The organism is Wenxinia saemankumensis, assembly GCF_900141735.1.
Lineage (GTDB): Bacteria > Pseudomonadota > Alphaproteobacteria > Rhodobacterales > Rhodobacteraceae > Wenxinia > Wenxinia saemankumensis.
In genome coordinates this window covers 191,239-211,623 of sequence record NZ_FQYO01000001.1, presented here as the reverse complement: position 1 = coordinate 211,623, position 20,385 = coordinate 191,239, and the positions used below count along the sequence as shown (strand labels likewise).

The 20,385-nt window shown below is 70.3% G+C and carries 18 protein-coding genes; 5 read left to right on the top strand and 13 right to left on the bottom strand.

Features of this window, described 5'->3' with window-relative positions; genetic code table 11:
• Positions 1–28: 28 nt before the first annotated feature.
• The gene (locus BUE30_RS00950) at positions 29–292 is read left to right on the top strand and encodes a DUF1289 domain-containing protein (protein WP_073325785.1); all 264 of its coding nucleotides are present in this window, start codon (positions 29–31) and stop codon (positions 290–292) included.
• 92 nt (positions 293–384) lie between these two features.
• On the opposite strand, the gene BUE30_RS00945 is transcribed toward BUE30_RS00950, so the two are convergent.
• The 4 genes from BUE30_RS00945 to BUE30_RS00930 all read right to left on the bottom strand — a co-directional run bounded on the left by BUE30_RS00945 (position 385) and on the right by BUE30_RS00930 (position 4,660).
• Positions 385–1,698 carry a TRAP transporter large permease gene (locus BUE30_RS00945; protein ID WP_073325783.1) on the bottom strand — a complete coding sequence of 438 codons (1,314 nt, stop codon included), beginning with the start codon at positions 1,696–1,698 and terminating at the stop codon, positions 385–387.
• Positions 1,698–2,270: a TRAP transporter small permease gene (locus BUE30_RS00940; RefSeq protein ID WP_073325781.1), complete on the bottom strand. Its 573-nt coding sequence runs from the start codon at positions 2,268–2,270 to the stop codon at positions 1,698–1,700. Before BUE30_RS00940 ends, BUE30_RS00945 begins: the two co-directional genes overlap by 1 nt.
• Before the next feature lie 82 nt (positions 2,271–2,352).
• The gene (locus BUE30_RS00935; protein WP_073325780.1) at positions 2,353–3,384 is read right to left on the bottom strand and encodes a TRAP transporter substrate-binding protein; all 1,032 of its coding nucleotides are present in this window, start codon (positions 3,382–3,384) and stop codon (positions 2,353–2,355) included.
• A gap of 91 nt (positions 3,385–3,475) precedes the next feature.
• Entirely contained in the window at positions 3,476–4,660 is a 1,185-nt protein-coding gene (locus BUE30_RS00930) for a M24 family metallopeptidase (protein ID WP_073325778.1), read from the bottom strand.
• Positions 4,661–4,835: 175 nt separating this feature from the next.
• Between BUE30_RS00930 and BUE30_RS00925 the strand changes: the two genes are divergently transcribed.
• The gene (locus BUE30_RS00925; RefSeq protein ID WP_073325776.1) at positions 4,836–5,591 is read left to right on the top strand and encodes a LuxR family transcriptional regulator; all 756 of its coding nucleotides are present in this window, start codon (positions 4,836–4,838) and stop codon (positions 5,589–5,591) included.
• A gap of 69 nt (positions 5,592–5,660) precedes the next feature.
• On the opposite strand, the gene tsf is transcribed toward BUE30_RS00925, so the two are convergent.
• The 4 genes from tsf to BUE30_RS00905 form a co-directional block, all read right to left on the bottom strand.
• Entirely contained in the window at positions 5,661–6,536 is an 876-nt protein-coding gene (gene tsf, locus BUE30_RS00920; RefSeq protein WP_073325774.1) for a translation elongation factor Ts, read from the bottom strand.
• A 74-nt stretch (positions 6,537–6,610) separates the two neighbouring features.
• Positions 6,611–7,456: a 30S ribosomal protein S2 gene (gene rpsB, locus BUE30_RS00915; protein ID WP_073325772.1), complete on the bottom strand. Its 846-nt coding sequence runs from the start codon at positions 7,454–7,456 to the stop codon at positions 6,611–6,613.
• Between the two features lie 269 nt (positions 7,457–7,725).
• Positions 7,726–8,361 carry a calcium-binding protein gene (locus BUE30_RS00910; RefSeq protein WP_073325770.1) on the bottom strand — a complete coding sequence of 212 codons (636 nt, stop codon included), beginning with the start codon at positions 8,359–8,361 and terminating at the stop codon, positions 7,726–7,728.
• A gap of 191 nt (positions 8,362–8,552) precedes the next feature.
• Positions 8,553–9,878, bottom strand: coding sequence for a HupE/UreJ family protein (locus tag BUE30_RS00905; protein ID WP_073325768.1), 1,326 nt, complete (start codon positions 9,876–9,878; stop codon positions 8,553–8,555).
• On the opposite strand from BUE30_RS00905, the gene BUE30_RS00900 reads away from it, so the two are divergent.
• Entirely contained in the window at positions 9,877–10,698 is an 822-nt protein-coding gene (locus BUE30_RS00900; protein WP_073325766.1) for a DUF4198 domain-containing protein, read from the top strand. The genes BUE30_RS00905 and BUE30_RS00900 overlap by 2 nt on opposite strands.
• A gap of 136 nt (positions 10,699–10,834) precedes the next feature.
• Here the strand turns inward: BUE30_RS00900 and mfd are convergent, their stop codons facing one another.
• Together mfd and BUE30_RS00890 are read right to left on the bottom strand one after the other, a co-directional pair.
• The gene (gene mfd / locus BUE30_RS00895; protein ID WP_073325765.1) at positions 10,835–14,338 is read right to left on the bottom strand and encodes a transcription-repair coupling factor; all 3,504 of its coding nucleotides are present in this window, start codon (positions 14,336–14,338) and stop codon (positions 10,835–10,837) included.
• A 67-nt stretch (positions 14,339–14,405) separates the two neighbouring features.
• The gene (locus BUE30_RS00890) at positions 14,406–14,936 is read right to left on the bottom strand and encodes a component of SufBCD complex (RefSeq protein ID WP_073325763.1); all 531 of its coding nucleotides are present in this window, start codon (positions 14,934–14,936) and stop codon (positions 14,406–14,408) included.
• A gap of 170 nt (positions 14,937–15,106) precedes the next feature.
• Here BUE30_RS00890 and hemB point away from each other — a divergent pair, with 170 nt between their 5' ends.
• A complete protein-coding gene (gene hemB / locus BUE30_RS00885; RefSeq protein ID WP_073326497.1) occupies positions 15,107–16,108 on the top strand; it encodes a porphobilinogen synthase in 1,002 nt (333 codons plus the stop codon).
• A 172-nt stretch (positions 16,109–16,280) separates the two neighbouring features.
• On the opposite strand, the gene BUE30_RS00880 is transcribed toward hemB, so the two are convergent.
• Positions 16,281–18,128, bottom strand: coding sequence for an ABC-F family ATP-binding cassette domain-containing protein (locus BUE30_RS00880; protein WP_073325762.1), 1,848 nt, complete (start codon positions 18,126–18,128; stop codon positions 16,281–16,283).
• Between the two features lie 10 nt (positions 18,129–18,138).
• Positions 18,139–19,134: a GNAT family N-acetyltransferase gene (locus tag BUE30_RS00875; RefSeq protein WP_073325760.1), complete on the bottom strand. Its 996-nt coding sequence runs from the start codon at positions 19,132–19,134 to the stop codon at positions 18,139–18,141.
• A gap of 130 nt (positions 19,135–19,264) precedes the next feature.
• On the opposite strand from BUE30_RS00875, the gene msrB reads away from it, so the two are divergent.
• The gene (gene msrB / locus BUE30_RS00870; protein WP_073325758.1) at positions 19,265–19,705 is read left to right on the top strand and encodes a peptide-methionine (R)-S-oxide reductase MsrB; all 441 of its coding nucleotides are present in this window, start codon (positions 19,265–19,267) and stop codon (positions 19,703–19,705) included.
• Between the two features lie 175 nt (positions 19,706–19,880).
• Here the strand turns inward: msrB and BUE30_RS00865 are convergent, their stop codons facing one another.
• Positions 19,881–20,339, bottom strand: coding sequence for an outer membrane protein assembly factor BamE (locus BUE30_RS00865; RefSeq protein WP_073325757.1), 459 nt, complete (start codon positions 20,337–20,339; stop codon positions 19,881–19,883).
• Between the last annotated feature and the right edge of the window lie 46 nt (positions 20,340–20,385).

Below are 20,385 nucleotides of genomic sequence, written 5' to 3'. Positions count from 1 at the left end.
CGCGTTCCCGGCAATCGGATCCATTTCCGTGGCGAAGGTCCAGTCACCCTGCATCGGCATCTGCAAGTTCCGCCGCCCGGGGCCGGCCGGCGCGCATTGCATCGGCTGCTCGATGACGAAGCCGCAGAAGAAGATCGCGAAGTCGCTGAAGAAGCGGGACCGGGCCGAAGGCTTCGTCGCGCTGGTGATGGCGCAGCAGGCGGCGATGGGGCGCTATCTGCACTGGGCGCCCGAATATCGCCGCCGGGCGATGAAGAAAGGGCGCGACGTGCCTGATTTCGTTCTGGAATAAGCATTGATGGATCGGCGGGCGGCGATCCGTCGATCTCCGAATATTACATAATACTGATTATGAGACTCAGAGTGGGACGGGGGTCCGGCGCCCTAGTCTAGCAGGAACAGCGTGATCGACGGGAACGCGACGAGGATCGCGACGCGCACGATGTCCGACCCCACGAAATACGCCACCGCCCGGTAGGTCCGGGTCATCGGCGTCTCCCGGTCCATCGCGTTGATGATGAAGAGGTTCATGCCCACGGGCGGCGTGATCAGCCCGACCTCGACCACGATCAGCACCAGGATGCCGAACCAGATCGCCGTCTGGTCCGGCGTCAGGCCGAAATCCATCGTCCGGATCGTCGGGAAGAAGATCGGGATCGTCAGGAGGATCATGCTGAGGCTGTCCATCAGGCAGCCGAAGACGAGGTAGAAGGCCAGGATGATGATCAGGATCGTCATCGGCGAGAAACCCTGCCCCGTCACCCATTCGCTGATCTCCTGCGGGACGCGCACCATGGCGAGGAATCCGTTGTAGAACGCGGCCCCCAGCACGATGAAGAAGATCATCGCGGTCGATCTCGCGGTGGAGGTCAGGCTCTCGGCGAAGCTGGCGCGGGTCAGCCCCCCGGCGGCCCAGGCGATGATCGCCGTGCCGAGCGCGCCGACCGCCGCCCCCTCGGTCGGGGTGAAGATCCCGCCGTGGATGCCGCCCACCACGGCGACGAAGACGATCAGCACCGGCCAGACGGCGCCGAGCGCGCGGAACCTGTCGGCCATCGGCACCGGCGGGCGCGTGCCGGCCGAGCCGGGATTCACGCGGACATGGATCGCGATCGCGATCATGTAGCCGATCGCGGCAAGGATTCCCGGCACCACGGCGGCGAGGAACAGGTTCGCGATGTTCTGCTCGGTCAGGATGGCATAGATCACCAGGATGACCGAAGGCGGAATCAGGATGCCGAGCGTGCCGCCCGCCGCGAGCGTCGCGGTGGCGAAGCCGCCGGCATAGCCGTAGCTGCGCAGCTCGGGCAGCGCGACGCGCCCCATCGTGGCGGCCGTCGCGAGGGACGAGCCGCAGATCGCGCCGAATCCCGCGCAGGCCCCGATCGCCGCCATCGCCACGCCGCCCCGGCGGTGGCCGAGGAACCCTTCGGCCGCGCGGAACAGCGCCTGGCTCATCCCGCCGAGGGTCGCGAAATGCCCCATCAGCAGGAACATCGGCACGATCGACAGCGAATAGCTGGAAAAGGCCGTGTAGGGCTCGGATTTCAGCTTCGCCAGCGGAATGGTCGGCGCGCCCTGGGTGATCCAGAGGCCGAGGAACCCGGCGAGGAACATGGCCAGACCGATGGGCACCCGCAGGAAGATCGCGAGCAGCAGCGCCGGAAAGGACAGAAGCCCGATCGCAAGGTCGGACATCAGGCCGGCCCCCCGACCAGCGCCCTGCCTCGCAGCGCCTCTGCCACGCGAACCAGCGCCATCCAGGTCGCGACCCCGGCGGCGATGCCTGCCGCGGCGAGGCTTGCGGCATAGCTCCACCAGACCGGGTATTGCAGCAGGAGGGTGGTCTGACCCGAGCGGATCTTGCCGTCCATCCCCTCCTTCAGCTGCACGGCGATGACGATCAGCGCGGCGGCGAAGACGACCTCGATCGCCGCGCTCAGCCAGCGCTGCGCCCGTTCCGGCAGCGGCCCGGTGAAGATGTCCACCGTGGCGTGGGCCCGGCTCACCTGCGCCAGTGGCAGGAAGGCGAAGACGGCGAAGGCCATGCCCGCCTCGACCAGCTCGTACGCGCCCCGGATCGGCCCGATCCCCGCGGCGATCAGGGCGTCGGCGGCGCCGGGCGCCAGCGACTGGAGGAATGCGTGATGCAGCGCGCCGTTCAGGCTGCGGCCGAGGATCGAGAGGCAGACGACCGCAATCAGCAGGCACAGCACGGCGCCGCCGAGCAGCGCCATCAGGCGGGACAGGACGAGGACGGCGCGGTGCATCGAAAGGCCCTTTCCTGAGCCTGAGGCGGAGGTGCGGGGCCGGTGGGCCGGCCCCTGCCCCCGGTTCGGGTCTCGCCGGGCCCTATTCGGCCGGGCAGGTCTCCATCAGGGCGCGGGCCTCGTCGATCATCGCCTGCCCGTCCAGGCCGCGGCCGTCCATGTCGGCCACCCATTCGTCGTAGATCGGCTGGGCGAGGTCGCGCCATTCCTGCGTCTGCGCCTCGTCCAGGACGATGACGTTGTTGCCCGCCGCGATGGCCGCCTCGCGCGGCGCGGCGTCCAGCGATTGCTGGATGCGTCCGGCCTCCATCGAGAAGTCGAGCCCGGAATTGGCGTCGACGATCGCGCGCAGGTCCTCCGGCATGCTCTCGTAGGTATCGCGGTTCATGGCGAGGACGAAGGTCAGGTTGTAGAGCGCGGGGCCCGTGAACTCGGTGTGGTTGGTCACCAGCTCGGTCAGCCGGATCGAAGGCGTCACCTCCCAGGGGACGGTCGTGCCGTCGATCACCCCCTGGCTCAGCGCCTCGGGCACGCCGGGGACCGGCAGGCCGACGGGGGTCGCGCCCAGCACCTCGAGCAGGCGATTGACCAGGCGCGAGCCGCCGCGGATCTGCAGCCCCTGCATGTCGGCAGGCGTGCTGACCGGAGTGTTGGTGTGCAGCAGGCCCGGCCCGTGCACCCAGGTGCCCAGCACCTTGACCTCGGCGAACTCGGTCCCGGCCATGCGCTCCTCGAACATGGTCCAGTAGGCGCAGGACGCGGCCTCGGCGCTTTCGACGAAGAAGGGCAACTCGAAGACCTCGGTCGAGGGGAACCGGCCGGGCGTGTAGCCGACCACGGTCCAGATCACGTCCGCGATGCCGTCGATCGCCTGGTCGATCAGCTCGGGCGGGGCGCCGCCCAGCGACATGGCCGGGAACATCTCGACGGCGATGCGGCCGCTCGACTGCTCCTCCAGCCGGTCGGCCCAGGGTTGCAGGATGTTGGCCGGCACGCCCGATTGCTGCGGCAGGAACTGGTGCAGCCGCAGGGTGACGTCCTGCGCGAGGGCGCCGGTGGCGGCCAGCGCGGACAGCGCGACACCGCCGATCGCGGCGCGAATGGTCTTCGTCATCGTATCCTCCCTGTGCGACGGCCTCATTGCGCGGGCGCGTCCGGGGGCGAGTGTCTCGCAGGGGCCGGCCCGCGAGAAGTCCCGCAACCGCTTATTTGACGTAAATGTTTCCCGGTGTGCCGGTCAATCGTTCGCACCCCGTCCCGGTCACCAGGACGGGCTCGGTGATCTCGATCCCGCCATCCTCGAGCCAGAGCGCCGGCATGAAGTGGAAGGCCATTCCCGGCTCGAGCACCGTGCGGTCGCCGGCGCGCAGGCTCATCGTGCGCTCGCCCCAGTCGGGCGGGTAGCTGAGGCCGATCGAGTAGCCGGCGCGGCTGTCCTTCTCGAACCCCGCCTTGCGCAGCGCGGCGTTGAAGGCGCGGGCCACGTCCTCGCAGAGCGCGCCGGGCCGGATCGCCGCCAGCGCCGCCTCCGTCGCCTCGCCCACGGCCGCCTCGGCGGCGCGGTAGTGATCGGGCGGCCGGCCGAAGAACAGGGTGCGCGATTGCGGGCAATGGTAGCGCCGGTGCGCGCCCGCGATCTCGAAGAAGGTCGCCTCGTTCGGCCGCAGCGGCGTGTCGTCCCAGGTCAGGTGCGGCGCGGTGGCGTCGAGGCCGGACGGCGCCATCGGCACGATGGCCGGGTAGTCGCCCCAATGCCCGTCCGCCCCGCGGATCCCGGTGGCGAAGATCTCGGCCACAAGCTCGTTCTTCGCCATGCCGGGTTCCGCCAGCTCGAGGATGCGGGCGTGCATCGCCTCGACGATCGCGGCGGCCCGGCGCATGTACACGATCTCCAGCTCGGATTTCACCGCTCGCTGCCAGTTGACCAGTCCCGTCGCATCCTCCCAGCGCGCCTCTGGCAGGGCCTTGCGCAGGACGGCGTCGGCCTTGGCGCTGTAGTAGTAATTGTCGAGTTCCACCCCGATGCGCGCCCGCTCGAGCCCGTGAGAGGCGAGCAGCCGGGCGAGATCCTCCATCGGATGGGCGTCCGGGTTCTGAACGTAGCTGTCGGCATAGCCGAAGAGCCGGTCCTCCTCCATGAAGGCGGTCCGCAGCGCGCCGGCCCGGTCCATCCCCCTGCCCCACCAGAGCGGCTCGCCCTCCATCGTCAGGACGGCAGCCTGGTGCACGTAGAAGGACCATCCGTCGTAGCCGGTCAGCCAGCCCATGTTCGAGGGATCCGAGACCACGATCGCGTCGAGCCCGGCCTCGGCCATCGCGGCGCGGGTGCGCGCGATCCGCACGAGGTATTCGGGCGTCTCGAAGGACGGGGATGTGCGGGCGCTGGGCATCGGGGACCTTCCTGGTTCGGCCGCGGCCCCTTGGGGCATCGCGGCGACTACGACTTGGGGCGAATTGCAAAATCCGCCGCGTTCCCCCAGCTTGCACCCTCATGCGGGTCGGGCGCCAGCCGGGTCCGCGTGGTTCGCGGGGCCTTTCCTTCGCCGCCGCGCCGGAGCCGACACAATGCCCGACCTTCTTTCCCGCCTCGAGCGGATCACCAACGCGACCAGCGATTCCGAATTGTGGGACGCCTATTGCGCGCGGCTGGCCCGGCTGGGCTTCGACCGCCTGATCTACGGCCTGACCCGCTATCGCAGCGACAGGGGTCTCGGCAATGCGCGGGACTGGGTGCTGCTGACCAACCATTCCGACGCCTATGTCAGGGGCTATATCGGCGAGGGGCTGGTGCGGGATTCGCCGATGCTGCGCTGGGCGCTCGAGAACGATGGCGCGCAGTCATGGACCTGGCTGGCCGACCCCGCCCGGCGCGTCGAGCTGAGCGAGGGCGAGCGAAGGGTCATCGCCTTCAACCAGGTCCACGAGGTGACCGCCGGCTACACGATCAGCTTCCGCTCGATCTCGCCCCGCGCGAAGGGCGCGATGGCGCTGACAGCCGCGCCGGGCCTGAGCCAGGACGAGGTCGACGCGATCTGGCAGGCGCATGGCCGCGAGATCGTCGCGCTGAGCAACGTGCTGCACCTCAAGCTGGCGAGCCTGCCGCAATCCTGGGCCCGGCGACTGACCCCGCGCCAGGTCGAGGTGCTGCAATGGGTCGGTGACGGCAAGACGACGGCCGATATCGCCCTGCTGCTGGGCGTGACGCCCGCCACGGTCGAGAAGCACCTGCGCCTCGCCCGCGAGGCGATGGAGGTCGAGACGACGGCGCAGGCGGTGCTCAAGGCCGCGTTCTACAACCGGCTCTTCCCGGTCCCCGAGTAGCGCGCACGAAAAGGGGCCGCCGGTTCCCCGGCGGCCCCCTGTCCCTGTCCCGCTCGCGCGGGCGGCGGCTCAGCGGCCGGCGGTCTTGGCGACCTCGGCGGCGAAATCCTCCTTCTCGACCTCGATGCCCTCGCCCACGGCCAGCCGGACGAAGCCGGTGATCGTGGCGCCCGCCTGTTCGGCGGCCTGGGCGACGGTCAGGTCGGGATTGATGACGAAGGCCTGGCCGAGCAGGGTGGATTCGGCCATGAACTTCTTCATCCGGCCCTCGATCATCTTCTCGATGACCTGCTCGGGCTTGCCGCTCTCGCGGGCGATGTCCATCTGGACCTGCTTCTCCTTCTCGACCAGCGCCGGGTCGAGATCGGCCTCGCCCAGCGCGGCGGGGCTGGCGGCGGCGATGTGCATCGCGACTTGGCGGCCGAAGGCCTCGTCCCCGCCGGTCATCGCGACCAGCACGCCGATCTTGCCCATGTCGGGCGCGGCGGCGTTGTGCACGTAGGTCACGACCCGGTCGCCGGTGACGGATTCCATCCGGCGCAGCGTCATGTTCTCGCCGATCTTGGCGATGGCGTCGGTCACGTGGCTCTCGACCGGCTTGCCGTCGACATCCGTGGTCTTCAGCGCCTCCAGATCGGACGCGCCGAGCCCAGCCTGCGCGATCTTCTTCACCAGCGCCTGGAACTCGGAGTTCTTGGCGACGAAGTCGGTCTCGGAGTTCAGCTCGACGGCCACGCCCTTGCCGCCCTCGACGGCGACGGCGACGAGGCCCTCGGCCGCGGTGCGGCCCGACTTCTTGGCGGCCTTGGCGAGGCCCTTGGTCCGCAGCCAGTCGATCGCGGCGGTCATGTCGCCGTCGGTCTCGGTCAGCGCCTTCTTGGCGTCCATCATGCCGGCGCCGGTCTGCTCGCGCAGGTCTTTCACCATGCTCGCGGTGATCGCCATGTCATGTCTCCTTCGTCAAATGGGGGAACGGCCGAGACGCCCTGCCCCGGCCGCGCAACACGCTTATGACGACGTCAGGCGTCGTTCTTCATCTCGACGGGCGCATCCTCGGGGATGGTCGTCGTGGCGTGGCCGGTCTCGACGCCGGTGGACTCGCCCTCGGCCGATTCGCCGGCCAGCTCCTGCTCGGCCAGCTGCTCCATCTCGCCCATGTCGACGCCGGCGGCGCCGAGCTGAGCCGACATGCCGTCGAGCGCGGCGCGGGCGGCCAGGTCGCAGTAGAGCGCGATGGCGCGGGCGGCGTCGTCGTTGCCGGGGATGATGTAGTCCACGCCGTCGGGCGAGCAGTTGGTGTCGACCACGGCCACGACCGGGATGCCGAGCTTCTTGGCTTCCTTGATGGCGAGGTCTTCCTTGCCGACGTCGATAACGAAGAGCAGGTCCGGAACGCCGCCCATCTCGCGGATGCCGCCGAGCGAGGCCGTCAGCTTGGCCTGCTCGCGCTCCATGCCGAGACGCTCCTTCTTGGTCAGGCCGGCAAAACCGTTCTCGGCCGCCTCGTCGATGGCGCGCAGGCGGTTGATCGACTGGCTGACGGTCTGCCAGTTGGTCAGCGTGCCGCCGAGCCAGCGGTGGTTCATGAAGAACTGGGCCGACTTCTCGGCAGCGTCCGCGATCGGCTTCTGCGCCTGCCGCTTGGTGCCGACGAAGAGCACGCGGCCGCCGCGGGCCACGGTCTCGCGGATGACGTTCAGAGCGGCGTCCAGCATCGGGACGGTCTGCGTCAGGTCCATGATGTGGATGCCGTTGCGCGCGCCGTAGATGAACTCGCCCATGCGGGGGTTCCAGCGCTGCGTCTGGTGGCCGAAGTGAACGCCGGCCTCGAGAAGCTGGCGCATGGTGAACTCGGGAAGAGCCATGCCTTTTCCTTTCCGGTTTTTCCCTTGGACGGAGGATCAGGGTTTCCCCAACCGGTGGACCCTTCCGGATGTCTCCCCGAAAAGGCCCGCCTCCGCCTGTGAAGTGCGCGCCACATAGGCCATGGGCGCCGCGTTAGCAAGTCGCGGCGCGCGCCGTCCCGCGGGGGCAGCCGGCCGGGCCGGCATGCCCTAGAAGTCGGAATATATCTGGTACTCGGCCTCGCTGATGAAGCTGATCGAATTCCGCACGCCGTTGGCCTCGTCGAGCGTCAGCCCGACGAACAGGATCTCCAGATCATAGTCACGTCCGACCCCCCGTCGCCCGTGATCAGGTTCGCCTGACGGATCACGTCGTTGCCCGCGCCGCCGAGCACGGTGCCGAAATCCAGCCGTTGCACCTCGATCACGTCGTCGTTCCAGTCGCCGTCGAACTCGCCGGAGACCGAGTCGATGTAGAGATAGTCGTCGCCAAACCCGCCATCGACGCTGATGGTGCTGAAGGTTCCACTGTAGATCCGGTCCTCGCCGTCACCGCCGTAGACGGCCTCGCTGTCGGCGTTGACCGTATCGAAGGTGTCGTTGCCGGCACCGCCATAGACCGTGTCGCGTCCGGAGCCGCCATAGACATAGTCGTTGCCGTCGTCGTCGTAGAGCGTGTCGTCATCCGTCCCGCCGTAGAGCGTGTCCCGCCCGGTTCCACCATAGGCGATGTCGTCACCGCCATAGCCGTAGACGGTATCGTTCCCGCCCCGCATCTCGGCATGATCGTCGGAGGCGAACCCGTAGAACGTATTGTCGTTGTCGTCCCCGACATAAGAGACGAAGTCGACGCCCTTGCGCTCGTCCTCCGACTCCTCGCCCAGCAATTGCGAGCGGGTCAGCTGCTTGATCGGTACGAGGTCCATGAGAGACGCTCCGGCAGGGGATCCCACCGACGGGGATCGTGAATGGGCATCCCTATCATGCTCCTCCCCGCATGTTTACGCCACGTAAACTGACTTGTGCTCGTAGATCGGAGGCTGGTCGGGAGTGAACCGACCCCGCCTTCGCGGAAGCGCTTCCCTTCAACGCATCGAGATCGGGTCGCGGCCCAGCCTCAGAGGAAGACCCGCTCGACGAACCACCAGGCCCCGATCAGGGCGATCGCGGCCGAGGCCGGCACGGCCACGATCCGGCGGTAGCTGTCCACCAGGTCCCGCCGCTCGACCGACAGCCAGCACAGCAGCGACAGGAAAGCGGCGGGGATCGCGAAGACCATCGGCCCCACCTCGGGCTGCCCCCAGGCCATCCAGAGGAAGGCCGCCCCGACGAAGATCCCCGGCAGCAGGATGTAGAGATCCCTGGCCAGACGCACCTCGTCATGGCCGCGGTCGATGCGGATCGCCTCGCGCACGATGAGGAAGGCGATCAGGATCACGAAGAGCTGGCCGACCTCGACGCCGACGTTGAAGCCCAGAAGCGCGGGGACGAAGGCGCCCTCCGGCAGCCCGAACTCCGCCAGCACGCTCGCGAAGCCCATCCCGTGCAGCAGGCCGAAGACGAAGACCACGGCCGGCCGCCAAGGCGAGAGGCCGCGGGTGAAGATGTTCTCGACGGCCACGAACACGATCGAGGCGGCGATGATCGGCTCCACCACGCTGCCCGGCAGCGAGATCACCCCCAAGGCCGTCAGCGCCAGCGTGATCGTATGCGCGGCGGTGAAGGCCGTGACCTGCCAGAGCAGGGGGCGCAGATGCGTCGAGAGGAAGAACAGCGCCAGCACGAAGAGGATATGGTCGAGCCCCAGCGGCACGATGTGATCGAACCCCACGGGAATGTAGGCGGCGAAGGTCGCCCAGGGGCCCAGTGCGCTGCCACCCCCCAGCGCGATCCCGGGGCTGGACTGCCCCGGTTCGAGATAGCCGTCATAGGGCGCCTCGACCCCGTTCTGGCGCAGCACCAGCGAGCCGAGGCGGCTGTCCCAGCGAACGGTCACCTTCGCCGTGCCGGCGGGCGGATCCACGGCGAAGGAGAAGGTGGAGGGGCGGGGCGCGTCCACCTCGCCCACGGGGCCCGCGGCGACGCCCGTCAGCTCCGGCTCCAGCCGCGTCTGCCCGGCACGGATGTCGATCAGGGGCGCGATTCGCGGCCAGGCCGTCTCGAACGCGGCCGCAAGCTCGGCCGGATCCATCGCGCGCAGCGTGTCGTGGCGCCCGGCCTGCGGCGCATCGTCCGTGTCGGCGACCGCGCCGAGGTCGATCCCGGCGACGAAGCCCTCGATATCGGCCTGCACGTCGAAGACCAGCCGGCCCTCGGCCAGCTCCATGTCCCCGATGGCCGGCAGCACCTCGTGCGCCGCCGCTGACGAGGCGGTGAACGCCGCCGCCATTGACAGGATGACCGCGCGGACGAGTGTTGCCGCAACCGAAAGGACCCTCGACATGCCGTTTCCCGCTTTTCGCCTCTGCGCCGTCGTGCTTCTCGTCCCCCTTCCCGCGCAGGCGCACGAGTTCTGGATCGAGGCGCGGGACTGGCAACCGCCCGCGGAGGGTATGCTCGAGGCCGACCTTGTCAACGGAGAGGGCTTCGCCGGCACCCGGCTTCCCTTCCTGCCCCGGAATACCGAGCGGCTGGACATGATCCGGGGCGAGGCCGGCGCGCCCGCCCCGCTCCGGGCGCGGATCGGCGACATTCCCGCCATCGCCAGCGCCGAGGCGGGGGACGGTCTGATCGTGCTGGCCTACGTCTCCACCCCCACCGCCCTGACCTACAGCGAGCACGCGGTGTTCGACCGCTTTGTGGCCCACAAGGACCTGCTCGGCGGGCCGGAGGCCATCGCGGCGCTGGAGGAGGAGCGCGGCCTGCCGGACGAGCCGGTGACCGAGCTCTACACCCGCTACTCCAAGGCGCTGATCGGTGCCGGCGACGCGGCCGGAACCGACACGCGGCTGGGGCTCGAGACCGAGATCGTCGCGCTCGAGAACCCTTATACCGGCGACATGGCCGACGGGATCGACGTGCAGCTCTGGTATGCGGGCAAGGTCCGCGCGGATGCCCGGATCGAGGTCTTCGCCAGGACCGGCGACGAGACGGCCGAGCCGGTCTACCTGCGCACCGACGCGGACGGGATCGCGACGGTCCCGGTGGAGCGGGGCACGACCTACATGCTCGACGCCGTGGTGCTGCGCGTCCCGGCCGAGGGGATCGCGCAGGACTGGGAGAGCCTCTGGGCCAACCTCACCTTCGCCGTCCCCGCCGACTGACCCCGAGGGCCGAGGCTGGCGATCGACTCCTGGCGCTGCTTCCCGCCGGTCGCCCCGGACACCCCTCCTGACGTGAACGGCCCGGGGTCCGGATATCCCCCCTTCCCCGGCCGGGGCCCGCGCCTGCGGCGAAGGCTCAGGCCTTCTCCTTCGCGCCCTTCGCGCCCTTCGCCGCGTCGGTCGCCTTGCGCTTCTCGGCCAGCTTCTCGGCGAGGTCGCGGGCGATGGCGAAGGCGCCGCGGATCTTGTCCTTGTCCTTCGACCAGTCCCGGCGGACGACGATGCGGTTGTCCTTGACCTTGGCCAGCCCGTCCTGCGCCTGGATGAACTCCACCAGCCCCTCGGGGGAGGCGAACTTGTCGTTGTGGAAGCGGATCGTCGCGCCCTTGGGTCCTGCATCGAGCTGGGCGATCCCCGCACGTTTGCACATCGCCTTGATCCGCACGATCGTCAGCAGCGAATTGACCTCCTTCGGCAGCTCGCCGAACCGGTCGATCAGCTCGGCGGCGAAGCCCTCGAGCTCGACCTTCGTGGTCAGGTCGGACAGGCGCCGGTAGAGGCCGAGCCGCACGTCCAGATCCGGCACGTAGTCCTCGGGGATCAGCACCGGCACACCGAGATTGATCTGCGGCGCCCATTGCCCGTCGCTCTCCGGCACGCCCTCGCCGCCGCCGGCCTTGAGCTTGGCGATCTCGTCCTCGAGCATCTGCTGGTAGAGCTCGTAGCCCACCTCGCGCACCTGTCCCGACTGCTCCTCGCCGAGGAGGTTGCCCGCGCCGCGGATGTCGAGATCCTGGCTGGCGAGCGTGAACCCCGCTCCGAGCGAATCGAGGCTGCCGAGCACCCGCAGCCGCTTCTCGGCCTGTGGGGTCAGCCTGCCGCGCGGCTTCGTCGTGAGATAGGCATAGGCGCGCGTCTTGGACCGGCCGACCCGCCCCCGGATCTGGTAGAGCTGGGCAAGGCCGAACATGTCGGCGCGGTGCACGATCATCGTGTTGGCGGTGGGGATGTCGAGACCGCTCTCCACGATCGTCGTGGCCAGCAGCACGTCGTACTTGCCGTCGTAGAAGGCGTTCATCCGCTCGTCGAGCTCGCCCGCCGCCATCTGGCCGTTGGCGACGACGTAGGAGACTTCCGGCACCTCGCGTTTCAGCCAGTCCTCCATCTCGGCCAGGTCGCTGACCCGCGGCACGACGAAGAAGCTCTGCCCGCCCCTGTAATGCTCGCGCAGCAGCGCCTCGCGGATCGTGACGGTGTCGAACTCGGACACGTAGGTGCGGATCGCGAGACGGTCGATCGGGGGCGTGCCGATGATCGACAGCTCCCGCACGCCCGACAGCGCCATCTGCAGCGTGCGCGGGATCGGCGTCGCGGTCAGCGTCAGGACGTGCACATCCGTGCGCAGCGCCTTCAGCCGCTCCTTGTGGGCGACGCCGAAATGCTGCTCCTCGTCGATGATGAGAAGGCCCAGGTTGCGGAACTTCACGCCCTTGGCCAGCAGCGCGTGGGTCCCGATGACGATGTCCACGTCGCCGCTCGCCATGCCTTCCCGCGTCTTTGCCGCCTCGGTGGTCGAGACGAAGCGCGACAGCTGCCGGACATTGATGGGGAAGCCCCGGAACCGTTCGGCGAAGCTCTTGTAGTGCTGCCGCGCCAGCAGCGTCGTCGGCGCGATCACCACGACCTGCGCCCCCGACATCGCGGCAACGAAGGCGGCGCGGATCGCCACCTCGGTCTTGCCGAAGCCCACATCGCCGCAGACCAGCCGGTCCATCGGCGTGCCGCTGTCGAGATCGTTCAGCACGTCCTCGATCGCGTTCAGCTGGTCGTCCGTCTCGTCGTAGGGAAAGCGCGCGAGGAACTGCTCCCACATGCCCTCGGGCGGATCGAAGAGCGGCGCCTTGCGCAGCGCGCGCTCCGCCGCGACCCGGATCAGCCGCTCCGCCATCTGGCGGATGCGCTCCTTCAGGCGGGCCTTCTTGGCCTGCCAGGCGCCGCCGCCCAACTTGTCAAGCAGCCCCTCCTCGTGACCGTACCGGCTGAGCAGCTCGATGTTCTCGACCGGAAGGAAGAGCGTCGAGCCTTCGGCATATTCGATCTTCAGGCATTCATGCGCCGCGCCGGCGGCGGTCACCACCTCCAGCCCGTGATAGCGCCCGACCCCGTGATCGACATGCACGACGAGATCGCCGGGCGTGATCTGCTGCGCCTCGGTAAGGACGTTCTCCGCCCGCTTGCGCTTGCGGCCCTGCCGGATCAGCCGGTCGCCGAGCACGTCCTGCTCGGAGATGACGGTGACCTTGCGGCCGTCCACCTCGCCGGTGAAGCCGTGCTCCAGCGCCCAGACGACCAGATGGACGCCCGTTTTCCCGACGCGGCCGAAATCGGGGACGGGGATCGTCTCCTCGATGCCCTCGTCCTCGATCAGCCCTTCGAGGCGCTCGCGCGCGCCGTTCGAGTACGAGGCGATGACGACCGGCCCGTCCTTCAGCCGCGCCCGGATATGGCCGGCCAGCGATTCGAAGAGGTTCACCTTCTCCTGCTGCCGCTCGGGGGCGAAGTCGCGGCCGATCCGCCCGCCGGCATCGGTCACCCCCGGGCCGGTCGACCGGGGCAACGCCGCGAAGGACAGCCGGCGGTGCGATGCCAGCGCCGCGTCCCAGGCGTCCGGCATGACGTAGAGCGCGTCCGGCGGGCTCGGCTTGTAGACGCTGTCGATCCGTCCCTTGGCGGACATCGCGATCCTGCGGGTCTCGTAGGCGTCCTCGATCAGCGTCCAGCGCGCGTCGCGCGCGGCGTCCATCTGGTCGTCGGTCGTGACCGTCGCCTTGGGCAGGTAGTCGAACAGCGTCTCGAGCCGCTCGTGGAAGAACGGCAGCCAGTGCTCGATCCCCTGGTGCTTGCGCCCCGCGCTCACCGCCTCGTAGAGCGGATCGTCGGTGCCGGCGGCCCCGAACTCCACCCGGTAGTTCTGGCGGAAGCGGGTGATCGACGGCTCGTCGAGGATCACCTCGCTGACCGGCGCCAGCTCGATCCGGTCCAGCTTCTCGGTGGTGCGCTGCGTCGCGGGATCGAAGCGACGCGCCCCGTCCAGCACGTCCCCGAACAGGTCGAGCCGGATCGGCCCGCTCTCGCCCGGCGGGTAGACGTCGATGATCCCGCCGCGCACCGCGTAATCCCCGGGCTCGGTCACCGTGGGCGCCTGGGTGAAGCCCATCCGGACGAGGAAGTCCCGCAGCGCCTTCTCGTCGACCCGCCTGCCGACCTCAGCGGCGAAGGCCGCGTCCTTCAGCACCTCGCGCGCCGGGATCCTCTGTGTCGCGGCGTTCAGCGTCGTCAGCAGCACGAACCGGTCCGGCATGCCGTGGACCAGCGCCGCCAGCGTCGCCATCCGCGTGGCGGTGATGTCGGCATTGGGCGAGACGCGGTCGTAGGGCAGGCAATCCCAGGCCGGGAAGGTCACGACCGGCATGGAGGGGTCCCAGAAGGCGAGCGCGGCGCGCATCGCCTCCATCCGCCGGTCGTCGCGGGCGACGTGGAGGACGGCGGACCCGGACCTCGCGATCTCGTCGAGGATCAGGCGGGCGTCGAACCCTTCGGGCGCGCCCGAAACGGTGACGTGGGAAGGGCTCTTTGACATGGCGGCTGACCTACGCGCGGGGGCGACCATGTCAATGGGGCCGCGGCGGCGGAATCGCGCGCGGCGATCACCAGCCCGGGATCGGCGACATCGTCAGGTTCTGGTACATCCCGAACATCGCGGTGACGAAGAGCGCGACCATCCCGATCAGCTGGGTCCAGAACCGGTGCCGCATCAGCTTGCGGACCAGCTCGGGCCCCTCCAGCCCGCGCTCGCGCACCTCCCGCGCCAGCCGCAGCGTCAGCTCGAAGACCAGCGTCATCGGCAGCGCGATCAACTCGATCGCCTGCGCGAACTCGACCCAGTACCAGAAGGCGATCACCAGCATCGCGCTGTGGAAGAAGGTGACGAACCCGACCAGCCAGAGCCCGGCCGTGTCCGCCATGTGGAGGAACCGGTTGCACGAGATGCGGGCCGCGTCCTGCAGGTCCTGCATCGCCTGCCCGCCCTGCCGCTTCGCCCGCTGGATCAGGTCGAAGGGCACGCCCATGACGAAGTAGCTGGCCGAGGACCACGTCACCGCGACCACGATCCAGAACCACAGGTTCGAGAAGGATCGCGTGTCGATGACTTCCGTGAGGGTCTCGGTCCAGGTCACGCGGGGGGCAGTCTTGTAGGGTGGTCTCGGGAGGAACGGCAGGCGGACGGGCCCGGCGCGGGGCCCGGATCCGCGCCGGACCCTAGGGGGCCGGGCCGAGAATGGCGAGGCTTGAGGGCGCGAGGAACATGTGCGAACGCGGGCGGTGTGACATGAAAGGCAGCACGGCCATGAAAACGCCCCTCGTCGCCCCCTTCCCCGCCGCCCGCCTGCGCCGCACCCGGGCCACCCCCGCCCTGCGCGCCCTCGTGCGCCAGACGCATCTGGCGCCGTCGGATCTCATCTGGCCGGTCTTCCTGACCGAGGGAACGGATCTCGAGGTGCCCGTCCCCTCGATGCCCGGCGTGGTGCGGCGCAGCGTCGACCGGATCGGCGCCGCCGCGCGCGAGGCGCAGGGCCTCGGCATCCCCGCGATCTGCCTCTTTCCCTATACCGGGCCGGACGCGCGGACGGCCGATTGCGCGATGGCCTGGGACCCGGACAACCTCACCAACCGCGCGATCCGCGAGATCAAGTCCGCCTGCCCGGACATTGCCGTCATGACCGACATCGCGCTCGATCCCTACAATGCCAGCGGCCATGACGGCTTCGTCGTGGACGGCGAGATCGTCAACGACGAGACGGTCGAGGCGCTGGTGCGGATGGCGCTCGCCCAGGCCGAGGCGGGGGCCGACATCCTCGGCCCCTCCGACATGATGGACGGGCGGATCGGCGCGATCCGCGCCGCGCTCGAGGGGGCCGGCCACCGGAACGTGACGATCCTGTCCTACGCCGCCAAGTATGCGAGCGCCTTCTACGGCCCCTTCCGCGACGCGGTGGGCGCCTCCGCCGCGCTGACGGGCGACAAGAAGACCTACCAGATGGACCCGGCCAACCGGGACGAGGCGCTGCGCCTCGTCGCCCGCGACCTCTCCGAAGGCGCGGACATGGTGATGGTGAAGCCCGGAATGCCCTATCTCGACATCTGCCGCGACGTGAAGGACGCCTTCGGCGTGCCGACCTTCGCCTACCAGGTCTCGGGCGAATACGCGATGCTGCGGGCGGCGGCGGCCAATGGCTGGCTCGACGGACCGAAGGTGATGATGGAGAGCCTGATGGCCTTCAAGCGCGCGGGCTGCGACGGCGTCCTGACCTATTTCGCCCCCGAGGCGGCGCGCATCCTGAACGGCTGATCCGCCCCCGGGGCGCGCCGCGGCACCGCCCCCGTCGCGCCGCCCATGCTCTTATCTTGCCCGAAATACTCCGGGGGGCTGCCGCAGGCAGCGGGGGCAGCGCCCCCTCCGCCGATCCGGATCGCCGCCATCCGCCGGGGCGGCGCGCCTTCCCCTCCCCGGACGGGCCGGATCAGCCCGCCTCGGCCTTTTCCTCGAGGGCCAGCCATTCCTCCTCGGCCGCGGCGAGGGCCTGCTGCCGCGCCGCCAGCGCCTCCGAGGCCTTGGCGAACTTGACCGGCTCGCGGGCATACATCTGGGGATCGGCCATCGCGGCCTCCAGCTTGCCGATCTCCGCCCCGAGGCGGTCGATCAGGGCGGGCAGCTCCTCCAGCCGGTGCCGCTCGGCATAGCTGAGCCCCCGGCCGGCGGGTTTCGCGGGCCCGCCGGGGGCCGGCCCCGGCTTCGGCGCCGCCTCGGCGGCGGGGCGGGCCGGCGCCTTCGGCTCGCCCTTCGCCGGCGCCGCCGCCCCTTCCCCGCGCTGGGCGCGATAATCCGACCAGCCGCCGGCATAGACGACCGCCCGGCCGCCCCCCTCCATCGCCACGGTGGTGGTCGCCACCCGGTCGAGGAAATCGCGGTCGTGGCTGACCAGCAGCACCGTGCCGTCGTAGCCGTCCAGCACCTCCTGCAGCAGGTCCAGCGTCTCGAGATCGAGATCGTTGGTCGGCTCGTCGAGCACCAGCAGGTTGCTCTCCCGCGCCATCAGCTTGGCAAGCAGCAGCCGCGCCTTCTCGCCGCCCGAGAGTGCGCGGACCGGCCCGCGCGCCTGCTCCTCGGTGAAGAGGAAGTCCTTGAGATAGCCCATGACGTGCCGCGGCTCGCCGCGCACCATCACCTGGTCGGCCTTGCCCGAGACCCGCATCCCCGGCTCGCCGGTCAGCGTGTCCCAGAGCGAGAGGTCGGGGTCGAGCACGGCCCGCGCCTGGTCGAAGACTGCCGGGGCGAGGTTGGTGCCGTGCTGCACGCGGCCCGCATCCGGGGCGACCTCGCCCAGCAGCATCCGGATCAGCGTCGTCTTTCCGACCCCGTTCGGCCCGACGAAGGCGATCCGGTCGCCCCGCTGCACGGTGAGCGAGAGATCCCGCACGACCGGCTTGCCGTCATAGGTCTTGGCCAGCCCCTCGGCGACGATCACCTTCTTGCCGCTGGTCGGCCCGTCCGCGAAATCGAAGGCCGCCGCGCCCTGTCTCCGGATCTGGCCGGATCGTTCGGCCCTGAGGTCCTGCAGCGCCCGCACGCGTCCCATGTTGCGCTTGCGCCGGGCCGAGATCCCCTCGACCGCCCAGCGGGCCTCGGCCTTGATCTTGCGGTCGAGCTTGTGGCGCTGCTGGTCCTCTTCCTCCCAGGTCTTGTCGCGCCATTCCTCGAACCGCTCGAAGCCGCGCTCCTGCCGGCGCACCTCGCCCCGGTCGATCCACAGCGTCTGGCCCGTCAGGGCGCGCAGGAAGGTCCGGTCGTGCGAGATCAGGACGAAGGCGGTCTTCGACCCCTTCAGCTCGGCCTCCAGCCATTCCACCGCCTCGATGTCGAGATGGTTGGTCGGCTCGTCCAGCAGCATCAGTTCCGGCGCCTCGGCCAGCAGCTTGGCCAGCGCGGCGCGCCGCCGCTCCCCGCCCGAGGCGGTGTCCGGAGACCGCGACAGGTCCAGCTTCAGCCCCTCGGCGGCGGCGTCGACGCGCCAGTCCTCGCCCGGCTCCAGCCCCGAGGCGGCGAAGTCGCGCAAGGTAGGATACCCGTCCATCCGGGGATCCTGCTCCATGTAGCCGGTCGAGGTGCCGGGGGCGAGCGTGCGGGCCCCGGCATCGGGCTCCACCAGCCCCGCCATCACCTTCATCAGCGTGGATTTTCCCGACCCGTTCCGGCCCACCAGGGCGACGCGGTCGCCCGGCTGCACGGTGAGAGAGACGCCGTCGAAGACGGGATCCCCCCCGAAGGTGAGCGAGATGTCGGAGAGCTGGAGAAGGGGTGCGCGGGCCATGGCGCGCCAGCTAGACCCGCCCCGCCCCCGCTGCAAGAGGTGCGCAGTCCACAGTGGCGCTCCCGTCCCCCGTCTCCGGCCCCGTTTCCGGCCCCAGCCCGGCCGCGGCGGCGAGGCCGGCCAGCGCGCGGGCCCGGGCCGGCGGGATCCGAGCGATCTCGATCGCGCAGAACAGGTGGAGCGTGCCGAGGTCGCGGTCGATGACCGCGTGGTCCGACACCCACCCGCCGAGCGTAAGGTAGAAGCGCAGCAGCGGCGGCAGGGTCGCGGGACTGCCTGCCCCGGGGGGCGGCAGGTCGCAGGTCTCGGCAGCGCGCCGCCCGGGACGCATCCCCTCCGGCCCCACATGCCCCGCCAGCACGGACAGGGCCGGCCCGTACCGCGCCGGATCGGCCCCGGGCAGCGAGGCGCAGCCGATCAGCAGGTCCGGCCGCCGCGCCGTGACCAGCGCCGCGACCGCCCCCCAGGCGAGGCGCATCGGCGCGGGATCGTCCAGGCCCGGCGCCACGCAGAAGCGCCCCAGCTCCAGCGCCGTCAGACCCCGCGCCGCCAGGGGGGACAGGTCGTAGGCGGCGCCGCAATAGCTGCCCGCCATGTCGCCGGGACCGAGGAGGCGGTGCCGGAAGGTCGCGACGCAGCGGCCGTCCTCCGCCGCCTCGACCATCAGGTGCTCGAAGTCCGGATCGTGGGGACAGGCGTCGAGTTCCTGCCCGCGCCCCGGGCCCGGTCCGGGCCTGCCCGGTTCGTTCGGCCCGGCGCCCGCCCCCCCGCCTGCGCCCGCGCGGGATCCGGGTCCCGCACCCGGGACGGGGCCCCGCACAGCATCCGGAACAGGCCCCGAGACCGGCCCGCCTTCCGCCCCCGCGTCCGGCCTCGCGGCGCCCCCGGCCGCCGCCCCGGTTCCGGCCCGGAACGCGGCGTGCCGCAGGCGCCGGACGGCCGCGAGGTCCGCCGCGTCCCCCGCACGCCGGACCCGCCAACCTGCCACCGATACGTCGAAGGGCATCGCCCGCTCCCCGCCTCTCTGCCTTGCCTGCGCGCCGGGCCCACGGGGGGCCCGACCCCCGTCCCCGCCTTGGAAGCGGGGGGGCCGCTGCCTAGATAGCGGAGGAACATGACACGGGAGACAAGCCCTGATGGACAAGATCGAGAAGACCGATGCCGAATGGAAGGCCCAGCTCTCGGACCTCGCCTACAAGGTGACGCGCCAGCACGGGACCGAGCGGGCCTTCACCCATGACGACTTCCCCAAGGAGAGCGGCACCTTCACCTGCACCTGCTGCGGGGCCGAGCTCTTCTCGCAGGAGGACAAGTTCGACAGCGGCACCGGCTGGCCCTCCTTCACCCGGCCGATCGACGGCGTGAAGGGCGAGAAGGTCGGCGAGAGCGAGGACAGGTCCTGGTTCATGCGCCGCACCGAGGTGCATTGCGCCCGCTGCGCGGCGCATCTGGGGCATGTCTTCCCCGACGGACCGCAGCCGACGGGCCTGCGCTACTGCATCAACGGCGTGGCGCTCGACTTCCAGCCTGCCGAGGCAGCGGCGGGCGCGCCCGCGAAAACCACGACCGGGGCCTGAGCCCGCCCCCGGCTCCGGCGCCCGGGTATCCGCCGCCGCGCCCCTCTCGGCGCGGCGCGACCCCGCCGGCCGGGGATCGGCCTCCGCGCCTCGTCGCGCGCCTGCCTTCGCGGTCCTGCCGATACCGTGCTCCCGACCGCGCCGCCCCTTCCGCCACCCGGGACGGGCCGCGCCCTCAGCCCTCGCCCAGCAGCTGGCCGGCCTGCACGTTGCCGATGTTGTTCAGCAGCTGCCGGATGAAGGTGTTGTCGGGGATGTTGTCGTCGGTCACGCGCTGCTCCAGCACGATGACGTTCCCGTCCTCGAGGCCGAATCGCTGGATGTTCCGCACCACGCCCGCCTCGGTGAAGGTGATCGCCAGCACCTGCCGGTCGATCTCGACCGGCGCGTAGAAGGCGTAATGCTCGAACTGGGACCGGACGTAGTAATAGCCGTCCTCGTCCAGCACGCCGCCCGCCGTGGGCGTGCCCGCGATCTCGGCCACGCTCTCGCGCGTGTCGCGCCCGATCTCGATCCGGGCCAGGTCCTCGGCCAGCGGGACGTAGCCGTGATAGCGGTAGCGGGTCGAACAGGCGGCCAGGAGCCCGAGGGCGAGCAGGGCGGCCAGTCGGACGGCGCGGTGCGTCGTTGTCATCTGCGTCTCTCCCCGCTCGATCCCGGCGTGTCCGGGTCGGTCCCGC